The organism is Lyngbya sp. CCAP 1446/10 (assembly GCF_026130175.1).
In the GTDB taxonomy this organism is placed as follows: Bacteria; Cyanobacteriota; Cyanobacteriia; order Cyanobacteriales; family Microcoleaceae; genus Microcoleus.
Genome location: NZ_JAIGNI010000059.1, coordinates 23,128 through 36,408, shown reverse-complemented (window position 1 = coordinate 36,408; position 13,281 = coordinate 23,128). Strand labels below are relative to the sequence as shown.

The 13,281-nt window shown below is 47.6% G+C and carries 13 protein-coding genes; 7 read left to right on the top strand and 6 right to left on the bottom strand.

Annotated features, from left to right (window positions below; all coding sequences use genetic code 11):
• The first annotated feature begins 290 nt into the window (after nucleotides 1-290).
• The 5 genes from pgl to K4039_RS21595 all read left to right on the top strand — a co-directional run bounded on the left by pgl (nucleotide 291) and on the right by K4039_RS21595 (nucleotide 4,187).
• Complete coding sequence (gene pgl / locus K4039_RS21615) at nucleotides 291-1,010, top strand: 6-phosphogluconolactonase (protein ID WP_265238401.1); 720 nt, start codon at nucleotides 291-293, stop codon at nucleotides 1,008-1,010.
• 206 nt (nucleotides 1,011-1,216) lie between these two features.
• Nucleotides 1,217-2,011 (top strand): FHA domain-containing protein, encoded by a 795-nt coding sequence (locus tag K4039_RS21610; RefSeq protein WP_265238399.1) that lies wholly within the window; start codon nucleotides 1,217-1,219, stop codon nucleotides 2,009-2,011.
• Between the two features lie 82 nt (nucleotides 2,012-2,093).
• A complete protein-coding gene (locus tag K4039_RS21605; RefSeq protein ID WP_265238397.1) occupies nucleotides 2,094-2,591 on the top strand; it encodes an FHA domain-containing protein in 498 nt (165 codons plus the stop codon).
• A gap of 56 nt (nucleotides 2,592-2,647) precedes the next feature.
• Nucleotides 2,648-3,385, top strand: coding sequence for a PRC-barrel domain-containing protein (locus tag K4039_RS21600; RefSeq protein ID WP_265238395.1), 738 nt, complete (start codon nucleotides 2,648-2,650; stop codon nucleotides 3,383-3,385).
• A 343-nt stretch (nucleotides 3,386-3,728) separates the two neighbouring features.
• Nucleotides 3,729-4,187: an FHA domain-containing protein gene (locus K4039_RS21595; protein ID WP_265238393.1), complete on the top strand. Its 459-nt coding sequence runs from the start codon at nucleotides 3,729-3,731 to the stop codon at nucleotides 4,185-4,187.
• Between the two features lie 256 nt (nucleotides 4,188-4,443).
• Here the strand turns inward: K4039_RS21595 and K4039_RS21590 are convergent, their stop codons facing one another.
• Nucleotides 4,444-5,022, bottom strand: a complete 579-nt coding sequence (locus K4039_RS21590; RefSeq protein ID WP_265238391.1) for a DUF1997 domain-containing protein — start codon at nucleotides 5,020-5,022, stop codon at nucleotides 4,444-4,446.
• 211 nt (nucleotides 5,023-5,233) lie between these two features.
• Here K4039_RS21590 and pheA point away from each other — a divergent pair, with 211 nt between their 5' ends.
• Entirely contained in the window at nucleotides 5,234-6,181 is a 948-nt protein-coding gene (gene pheA, locus K4039_RS21585; protein ID WP_265238389.1) for a prephenate dehydratase, read from the top strand.
• Nucleotides 6,182-6,210: 29 nt separating this feature from the next.
• Nucleotides 6,211-6,855: a pentapeptide repeat-containing protein gene (locus K4039_RS21580; RefSeq protein WP_265238388.1), complete on the top strand. Its 645-nt coding sequence runs from the start codon at nucleotides 6,211-6,213 to the stop codon at nucleotides 6,853-6,855.
• Between the two features lie 33 nt (nucleotides 6,856-6,888).
• Here the strand turns inward: K4039_RS21580 and K4039_RS21575 are convergent, their stop codons facing one another.
• The 5 genes from K4039_RS21575 to fusA all read right to left on the bottom strand — a co-directional run bounded on the left by K4039_RS21575 (nucleotide 6,889) and on the right by fusA (nucleotide 13,241).
• Entirely contained in the window at nucleotides 6,889-7,827 is a 939-nt protein-coding gene (locus K4039_RS21575; RefSeq protein WP_265238386.1) for a PspA/IM30 family protein, read from the bottom strand.
• 217 nt (nucleotides 7,828-8,044) lie between these two features.
• Nucleotides 8,045-8,686, bottom strand: coding sequence for an LON peptidase substrate-binding domain-containing protein (locus K4039_RS21570; protein WP_265238384.1), 642 nt, complete (start codon nucleotides 8,684-8,686; stop codon nucleotides 8,045-8,047).
• Nucleotides 8,687-9,175: 489 nt separating this feature from the next.
• Complete coding sequence (rpsJ, locus tag K4039_RS21565; RefSeq protein WP_265238410.1) at nucleotides 9,176-9,484, bottom strand: 30S ribosomal protein S10; 309 nt, start codon at nucleotides 9,482-9,484, stop codon at nucleotides 9,176-9,178.
• A gap of 353 nt (nucleotides 9,485-9,837) precedes the next feature.
• A complete protein-coding gene (gene tuf / locus K4039_RS21560) occupies nucleotides 9,838-11,067 on the bottom strand; it encodes an elongation factor Tu (RefSeq protein ID WP_265238382.1) in 1,230 nt (409 codons plus the stop codon).
• Nucleotides 11,068-11,168: 101 nt separating this feature from the next.
• Nucleotides 11,169-13,241: an elongation factor G gene (gene fusA, locus K4039_RS21555; RefSeq protein ID WP_265238380.1), complete on the bottom strand. Its 2,073-nt coding sequence runs from the start codon at nucleotides 13,239-13,241 to the stop codon at nucleotides 11,169-11,171.
• Between the last annotated feature and the right edge of the window lie 40 nt (nucleotides 13,242-13,281).

The window sequence follows — 13,281 nt, the reverse complement described above, 5'->3', positions numbered from 1 at the left end:
ACGCCGCTCTTTCTTTTTCCATATCTTTCTGTGGCATTTGTAAGTTATTCATTTTTTTATTGTCACAATCAATTATTGCATATAATTATATCATAATAAGTGTAGATAATGATTTAGGATTGCTATAAGTGTTGCCAACTTAAAATAAAGCGGGCTAAAAATGATAAAATCCGACTTTACCTGGTGTTGAGCCTGCGTGGGTGTCAGCCGATCGACCTCAAAGCAAAATGTCAAGGCAAAATTGACATTGGCAAGGAAGCAACACGAAGACGAAAGTTGAGAGAAAATTAATGAAAAAAGTAGTAGAAGTATTAGCAAATCGGGAAGAACTCATAGAGCGCTCTCTCGCGGTTGTCTTGTCGAAAATCCCAGCAGCCATCGCAGAACGCGGAATTTGTACGATCGCCTTGGCGGGCGGCAGCACACCAGAACCGCTCTACAGAGCGATCGCCACCCAAGACCTGCCTTGGGACAAAATTCACGTTTTCTGGGGCGACGAACGCTACGTTACCCCACAGCACCCGGACAGCAATCAAAAAATGGCGCGCCTCGCTTGGCTCGATCGAGTAAACATCCCCGCCAGCAACATTCACCCCATGCCCACAGGCGCGGCTGACCCCGCAGCCGACGCCTCAGCGCACCAAACCGAATTGCAGCAGTTCTTCAAAATATCAGAAGGTGAGTTTCCCGCTTTCGACATCATTCTATTAGGCATAGGAGACGACGCCCACACAGCCTCTCTATTTCCCGGCACAGCAGCCTTGCAAGTCCGCGACGCTCTAGTAACTGTCGGCAACAAAGACGGTCAACCCCGCATCACTTTTACAGTCCCCTTAATCAACCGCGCCCGGTGCGTCATCTTCATGGTCGCAGGAGCCAGCAAACAACCCGCCCTCGCTCAAATTTTTGCCCCCGCAGCCGACGCAATGACCTATCCAGCCAGACTCGTTGAACCAGAGGGCGAACTTTGGTGGCTGCTCGATGCGACCGCAGGCGAAGCGGTAAAATAGCCGAGACAGCTTGCGCCATGCCAATATAGTCAACAGTATCACTCACGGACGATCGCCAATCAGCGCAAACGTCACGGCGTGAGTGGACTTGCTAGTATTAGCTAAGTAGTATAAGAATTGTGGCTGTTAAAGTTAAAATTTGACTATATACACGACTATTTTTATGAGGCTGATTTGAAAATCTGGCCGATAGCAAGGAGAAATCGATGATTGTCTGTCCCAATTGCAATCACCAGAACCCCGACGGGGCCAGCCAGTGCGAGTCTTGTTACACGCCTTTACCCGTTACCGCCAGTTGCCCAAACTGCGGTGCAGCGGTTCAGGCAGATGCAGCATTTTGCGGTCAGTGTGGCTTTAATTTGCGTCCGGGTTCCTACGTTCCAGAAGTTGAGGTGACAGTACCGTCCGCCTCGCCTGTGGGCCCCACAGTGGTATCGCCACTGGTGCCGGACTTAGCGCCAACCGAACCCCTGACGATCGCAATGGAACCTCTAGTTACCCCAGATCTGGGGCCGAACTTGGAAAAAACTCCCGTCAGCATCCCTACGATTGCAGAACCCTCGCCGTCGCCATCGGTTCCTGTTACAACTGAATCGGTGGCAACAGCACCAAATACCTCTCCCCCGGTTCCCAACCCACAGCCAGCGGGTGTGGCGAAAACTCAACTGCAACAGCAGTCGGCGCGTCTGATACACGTTCAGACAAATACGCCGATCGAATTGCCTCACAATCTGGCTGTGATTCACATCGGCAAGCCAAATGATTTGGTGCCGCCGGATATTGATGTTTCGGGATTTGCTAATTCTGAGATAGTTTCTCGGGTACACGCAAATCTCCGGGTGGAGGGAGATGCTTGCTACCTAGAAGATGTAGGGAGTTCTAACGGCACTTATGTCAACAATACTTCCCTGCCCCGCGGAAACCGACATCGGTTGCGACCGGGAGACCGCATCTCTCTGGGGAAAGGAGACCTGGTTACGTTTCTATTTCAAATCTCTTAGATCGAGTTTGGATTGGGCTAGAGAAAGTCTAAAATCTAAAATCGCATCTTGAGGCGCTCTACCAAAACTCAATGCTGCCAATGTGATTAAGCTGACCTTGCTACATCCACTCCAGTCTATTCCCGTCCGCAGTTGGATCTTTGATGACGAACAGGTCGTCCGGATCGGGCGATCGACCGAAAACCACGTCGTTCTTTTTAGCGCTGTGGTTTCTCGTCGCCACATCGAATTGCGACGCAGCGGTATAACTTGGGAACTGATTAATTTAGGTACCAACGGCACTTACCTCGATGGTAAGCCGATCGCTAAGGTTCCCGTTGTGGACGGTCTGATCGTTCACTTGGCTCGATCGGGACCGAAAATTCAAATCAACGTCGATGCGAATCAGTCCTCAGTCCAGTTAGCACAAATTAGCGTCAAGTCAAGGGAAGCTAAGGTAATTGACGCTCCCTCGGAGGACGCCCAGATTAGCACGATTCCTCTTCCCAGCCACAAAGAAGTTGGCACTTCCAAGGAAGAAGAGGAGTTGACGGAGGCAGAAAATACTCGCAATTATTCGGAACAAGAAGAAGAATATTAAATCGGCATCTTTGGACGATCGACATTTTTCTCTCGCTGGCACTCAGGAGTTTATTTATGAGTACATCACAACAGATTGTTAGGCGCAGTTCGCTGCTCAACCGTCGCACGATCGACCGCCGCACGGCGGAAGAGGTCGGCAGGGTGGATCGGCTTTGGCTCGATCCTCACTCCCAGCGGGCGATCGGCTTTACTTGCAAGTCGGGACTTTTGGGCAGCAAAAAAACCTGGTTCGCTTGGGCGCAAGTTGATACGGTGGGCGAAAATGTTTTTGTGACGATTAACCCGGAACTCCCGGAATTGCATCAGCCGGAACAAGCTGTTTGTCCGATCGGGCTTGAGGTGCTCACGGATGCAGGAAATAAGGCGGGTACGGTGGTTGACTACCTATTTGATGTCCGCACTGGTTCTGTTACCGATTACCTGTTTAAATCGAGCGGCTGGCGCGGCGTTTTAGACGGGATTTACTTGCTGCCGGTGGCAGCTATTTCGACCATCGGCAGCAAGCGGGCGATCGTCTCTGAGGCTACTGTATCGGAACCGGTGCAGTATGCGGAGGGACTGCACCACAAAGTCGGGATCGTAGCAGAGTTTTTACAGGAAGATTTCGACAAAACTATCAAAAATGTGGCTGGCGTGAAGCGGGGCGCTCGAAATCTGGCGGGGAAAATTCAAGATAAAGCTCTAGAAGTCAGGGATGTAGCTCAAGAAAAAGTGGCAGAGTTGAAGCGGCAAAGGGATGAATCTGTACCGCCAGATCCGGCACAACCGCCAGAGTCCGATTTGCCCTCTTAGTGTGGCCTCCCTGATCGAGAAAGCTGCTACTTGCCGATCGCATTTTTGGGGCGGCCCGTACCAGGAAGGTCGATCGGTATTTTCGTAGGAGATTGAGGCTTTCTGTGCGAGGAATTCCACCGCTACTCAAAGCATTGTATTTTAAACGTATTGCATCAATAAGGAAAATGTTAGCAACTCAAAAAGACCTATGCTGTTTGATACAACCAACTATTATTTCATCTAGAATGAGTAGCGTCGGACTGATAACGCCTTTAATTATCAAATTTTTTGCGGTTTTATCCCAAAAATTAGCTCTTGAATTATCCCCGTTTCTGTCTTGCGGTGGAGTGTCAAAACATCAGTGATCACCTTAACTCTGCTACATCCTATCCAGTCTGTCCCGGTTCAAAGTTGGTGTTTTGAATCCGAATCGGTGGTTCGGATCGGTCGATCGAACGACAATGATGTAATTATTTACAGCGCTGTAGTTTCCCGCCACCACGTAGAGCTGTGGAATCACCCTTATGGCTGGGAAATTATTAATTTTGGCGCTAACGGCACTTATGTAGATGATAGACCGATCGCTCAGGTTTCATTAGCGGACGGGATGACGATTCGCTTGGGCAATTCCGGGCCGAAAATCAGGATTCGCGTGGGCGCGACGACTGTCCCACCGACCAAAATAACTCGGCCGCCACATTCTGAACTCGCCGACAAAAAGGACGAAGTTTCAAAAGAAAACTCAACTACTTGGTCTCAGACTGGGGGAATCATCGAAGACTATGAACATGGAGCGCTGACTCAAATCGATCTTGACTGACCGGCCGGTATCTATGCCTGCTCGCAAACTCCAACAAAGCTTCAGCACAATTCGATCATCTAACTAATATCTGGGCAATTGGGCTGATTTTTGCCCAAATATACCTATACATTAATTCATAAAACGAATTGCATAAATATTTAATAGAGCGGGTCAACCGCAGATAAACACAGATAAACGCAGATAAACGCAGATGATTTCAAGAATTGAGAGCGAGGGCAATGCCATGCAAGTCTACAGATTCTCTAGTACGAAATCAACCTTCTAAAGACAAGATTTGAGGAATATCACTCGATATTAACTCAGTTTCGTTGCTTGCCCACCGGCGATAATCTAAAAGTAACTGGTACATCAACCGCTGTTTGACGCTCAGCAGCACGCTCTTGAGCAAACCGTTGCCCGTTGCTTCTAAAATCGATTTGGGCGTCAGCCAAAACGGTGGTGGTAGCTCTACTTGCACTTCCAAATCCGCTTTTCCCTTCAAGTATGCTACCCCGCTACTTTGGTGCACATAAAGCTTTCCTTTAAGATTGAGAGCAAAGCGATCGTTTATATAATCCACGCCGAGAATTTCGCAGGCGACGGACTCCAAATTGATTGTGCCGTCCGACTGCGCCCACACTCTCATGTCTACTGTGGGTTGAATGCTCAGCATCATAAATTGTAACGGCCGCATTTTCAGGCGGAAACAGTCATCGCTAAGTTGCTCTGTGCGAGTGCGATCGACCAGAGCGTTCACCAGTCGCCTCGGCTGGCGCAGATAATGTTGAATGGGAACCCGTTCATCTGGTACGGCGATCTCAATGGATTGGAAAGCATTAAAGCGTATATACATGAGAAGATATCAATATATAGGATTCGTAAGCATATCTTAATAAACTATAACTTTTTTTAGGTGATATGAGTTGCGGGTTAACTCGCACACTCAGGCAATGTCATCCGAGAAATAACGGATAAAAGCTTTCGGTACATCACTAATTTTTTCATCATACTTGCTCGCTGATGAGAGTAAAGCAAACATTTGTAACGTAAAATTACCGATTATTATGAAAATTTCCTTAGCGAAGCCCTCGAAGACGATCGCACATCTCGGCCCTATAGGTACTAATGCAGAAACAGCCGCTCTATCTTATGCCAAGTGGCTGAGCCAAGAAACTAACTCCGAATGCACCCTGTGTCCTTATTCAACCATTTCTCAGGCACTAGAAGCATCTGCCTCTGGACAGGTTGATTTTTCAATTGTGCCGGTGGAAAATTCGATCGAAGGTAGCGTGACTGTTACCCTAGATACCCTGTGGCGACTGGATACACTGCGCATTAAACACGCCCTGGTTTTGCCGATTTCCCACGCGCTGCTGTCAAATGCTCAAAGTTTTAACGAGATTCAAAAAGTTTACTCTCACCCGCAAGCCCTAGCTCAGTGTCAGTTGTGGTTGGCCGAGTTTATCCCGGAGGCTCAGTTGATCCCAGCCAATTCAACCACGGAAGCGTTGCAGTACCTGGAAGATAGTAGTATAGCGGCAATCTCTTCGCCCAGAGCCGCCGAACTCTACAAATTGCCCGTGCTAGCGAGCCCGATTAATGATTATCCCGACAATTACACTCGATTTTGGATACTCGGCCCGAATGCAGGAGAAATTGGCAACCCAGAAGCCGCCGATGAATCATTGATCAAATCCATCACCAAATCTGCTGCTACATTGATCCTTGATGCTTTACCGTCCAATTGTACTCACACATCACTAGCTTTTAGCGTACCTGCAAATATGCCGGGAACACTGGTAAAACCTTTACAAGTATTTGCCAGTCGCGGTATTAACTTAAGTCGGATTGAATCTCGGCCGACTAAGCGATCGCTCGGAGAATATATTTTCTTTATGGACGTTGAAGCGGATGCTTGTTCTACATTAGTGCGATCGGCACTAGAAGAGCTAAAAAAACACACGGAAACTTTAAAAATCTTTGGGTGTTACACTGTACTGTCAGTAGTATAATTTTAAATACAACTTAGGAGGCTAGCCAGATGAATGCGGATGAACTTCTGAAGCGATATGCAGCCGGAGAAAGAGACTTTCATGAAACCAACTTGAAAGAGGCTTCTTTGCGAGAAGCTTTCTTGATTCATATTAATCTGGCTTGTGCCATTTTGAAAGAAATCAATTTAGCTTCGGCAGACCTAAGTTGGGCGAACTTAATAGGTGCCAACCTCAAAAATGCTTGCCTGGTAATGACCAAACTAAAGGCGGCCGATTTGACTGGAGCAAATCTAACTTTTTCCAGATTGACAGGAGCTGACATGATTGAGGCAAACCTGAAAAACGCCAATTTGAGCGACAGCAAAATGATTGGTGTTGATTTGAGCGGGGCTTCATTGTACCGGGCAAACCTAATCGAAGCCAACCTCATTGATGCTTGCTTGGACAATACAGACCTCAGAGAAGCCAATCTAAGCGAAGCAAAACTGCGGGGAGCAAGTCTAAAACAGGCTAACCTGAAAGGAGCATTGTTGTATGAAGCTAATCTTCAGGGCGCCGATTTGACAGAAGCTGACTTGCGCGGTGCTAATTTGAGCGGAGCCTTTTTATGCGGTGCTAAGCTCGAAGGCGCTAAATTTGATAAGGCAACAAATTTAAGCGGAGCGATTCAGTTTTGCATCAGACAACTCTGAAATTACGCAATATATACGCGCAGAATTCCACAACTAAGGACGAAAAAATATATTATTCATTTGGCTGAAAGTGCAGTTAATTTGCTCCTGTACCTTGGCAAAATGAAGCTGCATCTTCAGAATCTCTTTTTTAGAATTAGCTTCAGCAATCTTACTTTCCAAAGCTAGCAAGTTGCGGTTGAGAGTTTCTACTCGCACAGTTTGGTCGTCTAAATCAATTTTTAGTTCTGCTACCTTATCTAACTCGATCTGCTTCCGAACCCAGGCCTGGCGAACCACATTTTCATCGCCTTTCTGAAGAGCTAGCAAAGCTCGCTGCTGCCACTGATTGGCTTGAGATTCAGCTTGATTGTACTGCCACTGAATGCGGAGTTGGGCGGAAATCGCACTGCCAACAGCCTGACGCAGTTCTTTGAGAAGTTCCTGAATTTCTGAGATTAACAACTCCCAAAGATTCATCAGTTCGCTGGTAAATTCTTCGCGTTCTACAGAGGCGACTAATGCTTCTAACAGCAACAAATTTGGTTGCATTTGCTGCATAATTGTCTCAAATATTAACTGTGCTTCTGACAACTGTCGATCGATACTTTTTTCTGAGACTGCACTCGGTGAGTTATTTAAGATTTTTTGAGTCCTGTCTGCCCCTGTTTCGGAATCTAAAGTTGCAGGTACAAAGGCCTGTAATTTTTCGCGGGCGATCGCACTCAGCCTTTCTCGCAGCAAATCGCAGGCCGCCCGCTGCACAGGCCCTGTTTCGGTTTGACAAATCTCGATCGCTATTTTTAAGCCTGCATCGCCGTAATTCAAAGCTTCCTTGAGGGCGGCAATGCGATGTTCGCTAACAGAACTAGACAGCCGATGTTTAACTCCGGCTAATCCGCCGAGCACGACACCGCCCACAGGAGGTGGCAGTTGACCTCCTCTAACTGCATCGTATGGTTTCGGTTGGTCGAGATTTTGTGACACAAGCATCTAATTTTGGAACGGGCAAGATGCCCGTTCCACAACAATAAATTTTTCTGTGGAACGGGCATCTTGCCCGTTCCTAGATATTTTTGTAAAAGGTCTATTAATTCTCAATTATTTAATCTCCAATGCGAAAATCTAAAATCGAAAATAGTATGATTTGTGTGTAATTTTGGCTTCAATGCAGGCAAAACCGATCGTACTTTTTGCCTGCGCTAATTCCCTATTTGAGCGTATCTTTCAGTACAGTCCTTGCTGCCAAGTGATTGCGAGTAGAGGTCAAAATTTCGGTTTCGCGTTCCAATCTCGCTGCTGTATCTTGCAATTCTAAAAGAGTTTGCTGTTCTGTCGCTGCACCGTAAAGATAGCTGGCTACCCAGTATGACAGTTCTGTGGGCAAACTGGGAATGTCATCCGGTAGGTCGATCGGCTGATCCATCAATTTGCTAGACAGGCGAACTACATCTCTCAGCAGTTGTTCGACTTCTTTGCCCAAAGATCGGAGGTCTTTTTGCGGCGGTTCGTCTTCAATCCATTCTACTAAACCGACTAAATAGGGTTTTTCCCGAACGGCATCGAGGACTCGGAACCGCTGCTGTCCGAGAGTCATGATTTTCATGCGATCGTCCGGGAGGCGCTGACAGTGAATCACTTCGGCGCAACAGCCAACGGCTGAGACTTTGTTTTGGTTGGGGTCCCACATGAGTACACCGAAACGGCGATCGCCCTCAAGAATCGTATTCATCATGATTCGATAGCGAAACTCGAAAATTTGCAGCGGCAGCGGTCTACCTGGAAATAGAACCACTTCCGGCAATGGAAATAGGGGGAGTTCGCGAACTGCTACAGAGGAGGAGGATGCCATTGTCGCTCAAAGGTGACGGTACTTGCGCTTCTTTTTCTTACTTTAACTGATTTGAGTAATTCTGGGGCGGGAGCGATCGGGCTTTTGCAGGGTCTTCGGGATCAACTGCGGGCGATCGCCAATCCTCTCAGCAACTGCTGCCAGCTTGAACAAGCCGTCATACCTTTAAAAATGATAAAAATTATGTTTTTGCTTAATTAACTATGTTACAGGCTATGAAAGCCACTTTACAATGACCATTTGTTTGATGGCCGCTGATCGATAAAATTTTACGTTTAATTGGAGCGATTTACTTACAAACCACTAACTACTGACTACTGACTACTGACTACTGACTACTGACTACTGACTACTGACTACTGACTACTGACTACTGACTACTGACTACTGACTACTGACTACTGACTACTGTTGATCGCACTTTCAACAAAAAGAAGGAACAATGTATTTTTCCATTGTTCCTTCTTTCTGCGTTTAAAATCCGTCAATCTACAGCTTAACTTCGATATCTACACCGGCTGGCAAATCCAGTTTCATCAAAGCGTCAATTGTTTTAGCAGAAGGCTGGTGAATGTCGATAATGCGACGGTGCGTGCGGGTTTCAAAGTGTTCGCGAGAATCTTTGTCTACGTGTGGTGATCGCAGCAAGCAATAAATCCGTCGTTTTGTCGGTAGGGGAATCGGGCCGATCGCAGTGGCGGCTGTCCGATTTGCTGTATCTACAATCTTTTCGCAAGATGCGTCTAGAATTCGGCGATCGAAAGCTTTGAGGCGAATGCGGATTTTTTGCTGTGGAATAGTTGCCATTTTTTTGTTGAATTTTCTAGGTTCAGTTTGTTTTTAGTTGTTAGTCAGGAGTCAGGAGTCAGTAGTCAGTAGTCAGTAGTCATTAGTCATTAGTTTTCACTTGTCAATTGTTAGTTGTTTTTTTGCTAACAACTAACTGCGGACTAATGACCATGCCCAAAAACGGTCTTCTCCGACTTTAGTCGTGGATATCCTAAAATTTTAGACTGCTGTTGAATATCCAGATTGAATGTTGCACATCAATCTAAAATCTCAAATCGACTGACTGATGACTCATCAATAAATAGCAGAAAAGCCACTAAATTTAATTAGGCTTTTCTGCTATTTAAAGCGTTAGCGGATTCCTACTTGAGGATTTTGGAAACAACGCCGGCGCCGACTGTACGGCCACCTTCGCGGATAGCGAAGCGCATTCCTTGTTCGATCGCGATCGGGTGAATCAGATCAACAGTCATTTTGATCCGGTCACCAGGCATCACCATTTCAGCTTCCGTACCATCATCAGCAGTGAACTGCATGATTGTACCAGTTACGTCAGTTGTACGGACGTAGAATTGAGGGCGGTAGCCAGAGAAAAAGGGCGTGTGACGGCCGCCTTCTTCTTTTTTCAGAATGTACACTTCAGATTCAAACTGAGTGTGAGGCAAGATGCTCTTCGGCTTGGCAATTACCATGCCTCTTTCAATATCAGCCTTCAAAATACCCCGGAGAAGTAGACCCACGTTGTCGCCGGCCAAGCCTTCCTCCAAGGACTTGGTGAACATTTCCACACCAGTCACCGTAGTGCTGCGAGTGTCCTTAAGACCAATAATTTCGACTGTTTCGCCGACTTTGACTTTGCCACGTTCAATCCGACCAGTCGCCACAGTACCCCGACCAGTAATCGAGAATACGTCTTCTACAGCCATCAAGAAAGGCTTATCAATTTCGCGTTCTGGAGTAGGGATGTAAGAATCCACTGATTCCATCAGCTTGTAAATCTTGTCAACCCACTCATTCTCGCCTTGTTTGGTTTTGGGATTAGCAAGCATCGCTTCGAGAGCTTTCAATCCCGAACCGGTCACGATGGGGATGTCATCGCCAGGAAAATCGTAGGAACTCAACAGTTCACGAACTTCCATTTCTACCAATTCCAACAGTTCAGCGTCATCCACCATGTCTTCCTTGTTCAAGAAGACAACCAAGCTGGGAACGCCAACTTGCTTAGCTAGCAGGATGTGTTCGCGAGTTTGAGGCATGGGGCCATCTGCTGCTGACACTACTAGGATGCCGCCGTCCATTTGAGCAGCACCGGTGATCATGTTCTTCACATAGTCAGCGTGTCCGGGACAGTCTACGTGAGCGTAGTGGCGACCTGTAGTTTCGTATTCTACGTGAGCGGTATTAATTGTAATACCGCGTGCTTTTTCTTCTGGCGCAGCGTCGATGTCGGCGTAGTTTTTACCCTTAGCCTGACCCAGTGCAGAAAGAGTCATCGTAATCGCCGCGGTCAAAGTTGTTTTGCCGTGGTCAACGTGACCGATGGTGCCGATGTTTACGTGGGGTTTAGTCCGTTCAAATTTTGCGCGTGCCATTCTCGATCTGTTCCTTGTTTTTTTTAGCGATTTTAGACTTGAGATTTTAGATTCTCGATTTTGGATTCAATCCAAAATCCAAAATCTAAAATCCAAAATCATTAGTTCCCTTTGTTTTTCGCGATAATGGCTTCAGCCACATTTCGCGGCACTTCTTCGTAATGGCTGAATTCCATTGTGAAGATGCCTCGACCTTGGGTTTTTGAGCGGATATCGGTAGCGTAACCAAACATTTCTGCTAGTGGAACTTTGACAGAAACTTTGGCAATTCCCTGATCCGTCTCTTGACCCTCGATCTGACCCCGACGCGAGTTGAGGTCTCCGATGACGTTCCCGATGTAATCTTCGGGAACTTCAACCTCTACCTTCATCATAGGCTCTAGTAGCACTGGCGACGCCTTCATCACGGCTTCTTTGATCGCCATTGAACCGGCGATCTTAAATGCCATTTCTGAGGAGTCTACGTCGTGGAAAGACCCGTCTACCATAGTAGCTTTGAGGTCAATCACGGGATATCCTGCTACAATACCCGATTCGCAGGCTTCTTTCATCCCCTGTCCTGCCGGCCCGATGTACTCTTTGGGTACAGTGCCGCCGACAATTTTGGAGACAAATTCAAAGCCAGTTCCGACTTCGGTGGGTTCTAGTTCGATCACGACGTGACCGTACTGACCTTTACCGCCACTTTGGCGGATAAATTTACCTTCGGCGCGGACGGCTTTGCGAATGGTTTCGCGGTAGGCTACTTGTGGCTGACCCACGTTGGCTTCTACTTTGAATTCCCGCAGCATTCTGTCTACCAGGATTTCCAGGTGCAGTTCGCCCATGCCGGCGATGACTGTCTGGTTGGTTTCTGGGTCAACGTTGACTCGGAAGGTGGGGTCTTCTTCCGAGAGCGACTGGAGGGCTTTGGAGAGCTTCTCCATGTCTTGTTTGGTTTTGGGTTCGACAGCCACGGAGATGACTGGCTCTGGAATAAACAGGGATTCCAGAATCACTGCCGATCCTTCTTCGCAGAGGGTATCGCCGGTGAAGGTGTCTTTCAAACCCAAGGCTGCTCCCAAGTCTCCGGCCCGGAGTTCCTCAACTTCTATCCGATCGTCGGCTTTAAGGACAATTAAGCGAGAAACCCGCTCTTTTTTGTCTTTGGTGGAGTTGAGGACGTAGGTTCCTTTTTTCAGGATACCGGAGTATACCCGAACAAAGGTCAGGCGGCCGTAAGGGTCTGCCATGATTTTGAATGCCAGGGCTGACAGGGGCGCGTTGTCGTCTGCTGCTCGCTCTGCGGTGTCGCCGTTGGGCAGTAGTCCTTGAATTGGGGGAACTTCCAAGGGCGACGGCAGATAGTCTATCACTCCATCCAACAAAAGCTGAACGCCTTTGTTTTTGAAGGCAGAACCGCACAGTACGGGGACTATTGCCCCGGATATTGTCCCTCGACGCAGGGCATGGCGGATTTCGGCTTCCGTTAGTTCTTCGCCTTCGAGGTATTTTGCCGTGAGGGCGTCGCTAGTTTCTGCTACGGATTCGATCAGCTTGGTGCGATATTCTGCTGCGAGTTCTTTTACCTCATCGGGGATTTCTATTTCCTCGATGTCGGTGCCGGTGTTGTTGTTGTAGATGTAGGCTTTCATTTGCACTAGATCTACAATTCCCCGGAAGTTTTCTTCGCTGCCGATCGGGATTTGGACGGGTACGGCATTCGCTCTCATCCGATCGCAAATTTGGGCGTGGACTTTATAAAAGTTTGCACCCATTCGATCCATTTTGTTGACGAACACAATCCGGGGTACATGATACCTATCGGCTTGTCGCCAAACTGTTTCCGATTGTGGCTGCACTCCGCCTACCGAGCAGAAAACGGCTATCACTCCGTCGAGCACTCGCATCGATCGTTCGACTTCGATCGTGAAGTCTACGTGTCCTGGAGTGTCGATGATGTTGATTTTGTAATCTTTCCAACTGGTGGTGATAGCGGCGGCAGTAATCGTAATTCCCCGCTCCCGCTCTTGCTCCATCCAGTCAGTGACTGCTGTCCCCTCGTGCACTTCACCCATTTTGTGAACCATGCCAGAATAGAACAGAATCCTTTCTGTTGTCGTTGTTTTGCCCGCATCTATGTGGGCTGCGATGCCGATGTTGCGAGTTTTTTCTAGCGGGACGATACGTGCCACAGCTATCTCCTTTGATTTTGTGTTGCTGTTATAATACTAT

Bases quoted from the DNA above. Each gene is read 5' to 3' on its own strand.
- pheA (WP_265238389.1), top strand. From the start codon at position 5,234: ATGAAAATTTCCTTAGCGAAGCCCTCGAAGACGATCGCACATCTCGGC.
- K4039_RS21610 (WP_265238399.1), top strand. From the start codon at position 1,217: ATGATTGTCTGTCCCAATTGCAATCACCAGAACCCCGACGGGGCCAGC.
- K4039_RS21590 (WP_265238391.1), bottom strand. From the start codon at position 5,022: ATGTATATACGCTTTAATGCTTTCCAATCCATTGAGATCGCCGTACCA.
- tuf (WP_265238382.1), bottom strand. From the start codon at position 11,067: ATGGCACGCGCAAAATTTGAACGGACTAAACCCCACGTAAACATCGGC.
- K4039_RS21570 (WP_265238384.1), bottom strand. From the start codon at position 8,686: ATGGCATCCTCCTCCTCTGTAGCAGTTCGCGAACTCCCCCTATTTCCA.
- K4039_RS21580 (WP_265238388.1), top strand. From the start codon at position 6,211: ATGAATGCGGATGAACTTCTGAAGCGATATGCAGCCGGAGAAAGAGAC.
- pgl (WP_265238401.1), top strand. From the start codon at position 291: ATGAAAAAAGTAGTAGAAGTATTAGCAAATCGGGAAGAACTCATAGAG.
- K4039_RS21600 (WP_265238395.1), top strand. From the start codon at position 2,648: ATGAGTACATCACAACAGATTGTTAGGCGCAGTTCGCTGCTCAACCGT.
- K4039_RS21575 (WP_265238386.1), bottom strand. From the start codon at position 7,827: ATGCTTGTGTCACAAAATCTCGACCAACCGAAACCATACGATGCAGTT.